At 67.6% G+C, this 2,936-nt stretch carries 2 protein-coding genes and 1 riboswitch; both genes read left to right on the plus strand.

What is annotated here, in order from left to right; translation table 11 throughout:
• Nucleotides 1–118 precede the first annotated feature (118 nt).
• A complete protein-coding gene (locus VIB55_RS10350) occupies nucleotides 119–1,432 on the plus strand; it encodes an IS1380 family transposase (RefSeq protein ID WP_331876583.1) in 1,314 nt (437 codons plus the stop codon).
• A 603-nt stretch (nucleotides 1,433–2,035) separates the two neighbouring features.
• Nucleotides 2,036–2,132, plus strand: a riboswitch (cyclic di-GMP riboswitch).
• A gap of 11 nt (nucleotides 2,133–2,143) precedes the next feature.
• Nucleotides 2,144–2,719, plus strand: a complete 576-nt coding sequence (locus VIB55_RS10355) for a M23 family metallopeptidase (RefSeq protein ID WP_331876584.1) — start codon at nucleotides 2,144–2,146, stop codon at nucleotides 2,717–2,719.
• Nucleotides 2,720–2,936 lie beyond the last annotated feature (217 nt).

The raw sequence follows: 2,936 nt of genomic DNA on the forward strand, positions 1-2,936 counted from the left end.
GCCGCGGTTTCAACCCAGATTCTGCAGTGGAAAAGCGAGCACCGTTTGGAAGTAGTAGAATGTGAGTCACTTCCGCCAAGAAGCAGACCACAAACGACTTCACCCAAACGGTGCTCGCATGAAAGCTATTCCGGCTCGGCCGCACGTACAAGGCTGCACGGCGGCGATCGAGGTGGAGCCTACGAGCGAGCAACTGACCGACGGTGCTGGGCTGGCGCCGTTCCGGGCAGCGTGGGACCGGTTGGGCTGTGGCGCCTGGCTGGATCATGTGCTCGGTAGGCGCGGGCACTACCGGCCGTCGCTGCAGGTTGAGCAGTGGCTTGCGCTGCTGCTGTACGGCGGGTCGTCGATGGACCACCTGCCGCTGCTGGAGAAGCGTGGAGTCCAGGCGCTCTTCGGGTGGGAGGCGGTGGTCAATCCGACGACGTTCGGGCGCTTTCTCCGGCGGACGGGCGAGCATGGGGCGGGTGTGCTGGACGAGCTGCTGCTGAAGACGGTGCGATCCCGGTGGGATGCGGCGGGGCGGGTGCCGCGGGTGGTGATGCTGATGTTCGACTCGACGGTGGTGCAGCGCTACGGGCTGAAGCAGGCGGGTGCCGTCAACGGCTACAATCCGACGAAAAAAGGCCGTCCATCGCATCATCCGATGCTCGCGTTCCTGGACACGGGCGACTGCCTGGGCGTGCGGTGGCGTCCGGGGAACGCCAACACGGCGGCGGGCTTCGAGGAGTGGGTGGAGGAGCTGGTGGGATGGCTCCGGGCGCAGGGAGTACAGCGGATTCTGGTGCGGCTGGACAAGGGCTTCTTCAAGGTATCGCACATCCAGAAGCTGCTGGCACTGGAGGTCGACTTCGTCATGAAGATGCAGGAGTCGAACACCTTGCAGCGCTACAAGAGCCCGTTCGTGCGTTCAGCGGAGGACCCGCGGCTGGAGGTGGCGGAAGGGCGTCGCTGGGACGTGCGGCTACTGAGCGTGCGGCAGTGCGAAGTGCCCCCGGAAGGCGAGTTGGACCTGGGGCACGTGGTCCTGAAGCACCACCTGACGGTCCTGACCAACATCGAGGGCGTGGACCCGCTCACTGCTTGGCGGATGTACAACCAGGGCGCGCAGGTGGAGCACCGGATCGAGGAGATGGGCCAGTTGGGAGTGGGGCGCACGGCGGTAGACGACATCGGCGGAAACCACGTGCTCTGGAGCCTGGGCGCGCTCGCCTACCAGATGCTGCACCTGGTACGGACGACCGTGCTGGAGAACGGGCGCGAGCAGGTAAAGACGATCCGCGCACTCGTGATCCGCACGCCGGGCAAGCTGGTGCGCCACGCCCGCCGGCTCTGCCTCAAGCTGGTCGATGGCGATCCGCTGTTGAGGATGCTGGCCCACGCCAGGGATCGGCTGCACTGGATCAGGCCGGTGCCACTGCCGGTGATGTAAGGTGGTGGGGTGAGGAGCAGGCGTGAGGCGGCACCGGGCGGTGGCGCCGTTGCGGAGCTTGGGCACGGGACGCGGAAGCGCTGATCGAGCAGGGCTCCCGGCAGCCAAATCCTGCTCCGGAACGCCGCGAAGTTGACGTTGCGCGCCGTTCAGCCGCTGAACACGCCCCTAAACCCGCTTTCGTCGGGCGCCAGCCGGGACTTGTGGCTGTGGATTGCAGGATCTGGGTTCAACCGCCCGTCCCGATCTGCGGGCCGCGCACCTTGGACGGTGTCGCACCTGTACTGTGACAAATCGGGCGCCCGGCACAGAAACATGAGAATCCCCAAAATCCCGTAACTCGTTTCGTGCTTTCGCACTACGGGAAACGGCGCTAATCCACTGCTACTGAGCCACCGCCAAGACTCTGGCGCGCGGCGAAGGGGCGCACTATCATGCGCCCACCCGATCAACCTTTACGTCGTGAACGCAGCACCGCCCGCCCGCGCTCCCGGGCATGGCACCGCTCGTTCAGTCCGGGCCGGCGAAGATCCCCCCGATCGGCGGCAGTATCGGAGCAGCGGTACCCCGGTTTCCCTCTCCCGGCCGCACGGCCGGGGACCTCAACGACAACGGCAAACCCGCCGAAAGGCGGCGACGCAAAGCTACGAGGCTACAGCCAGCCCCGCGTGGGCCGCGCCATGCCAGTCGAGCCGCCGGCGAGACCATCCCATGAATCTTCCCCTGAAGCACGCCGCGTTCGCCGTCCTGACCCTGGCCACCCTGGCCCTCCCCGCGCGCGCCGAAGCGCAGTCGCGGCGGCTGCTGGGCAGCCCCGCCGTCATTTCGCGGCTGGAACGCAGCGAGCCGCGCGAGGCCGGCCCCCTGCTGGTGCCGGTGATGGGCGTGCGCCCCGAGCAGCTGCGCGACACTTATCGGCAGTCGCGCTCCGAGGGCCGCACCCACCACGCCATCGACATCCACGCGCCGCGCGGCACGCCGGTACTGGCCGTGGCCGACAGCCGGGTTCGCAAGCTGCACTCGGGCGACCGCGGCGGGCTGTCGGTGTACCTGGTGGACGAAGACGGCGTCACGCGCTACTACTACGCGCACCTGGACGCCTACGCCGAGGGGCTGCGCGAGGGGCAGCGGGTGCAGCGCGGCGAGGTGATCGGGTTCGTGGGCGACACGGGGAACGCGCAGCCGGGCGACTGCCACCTCCACTTTTCCGTCGCCATCCTGGACGACCCCGCGCAGTGGTGGGAAGGCCGCAACCTGAACCCGTACGATCTGCTGGTGCGCGACTGATCCGCGCCCGGCCTCATCGAAAGACGAAACGCCCCGTCCAGGACACCGGACGGGGCGTGCTGCTTGCGGCAGTCGCCCACTGACGCACTAACGCACTCACGCACTTGTCCCGGGGATGCAGACCGAGAACCTCTCCGAAACGCTTTCCGTGCTGTCGGCCATGGTCACCCCCGCGGTGCTGATCCTGGCCTCCAGCTCGCTGATCGTGGCGACCTCC

This window comes from Longimicrobium sp., from assembly GCF_036554565.1.
In the GTDB taxonomy this organism is placed as follows: Bacteria; Gemmatimonadota; Gemmatimonadetes; order Longimicrobiales; family Longimicrobiaceae; genus Longimicrobium.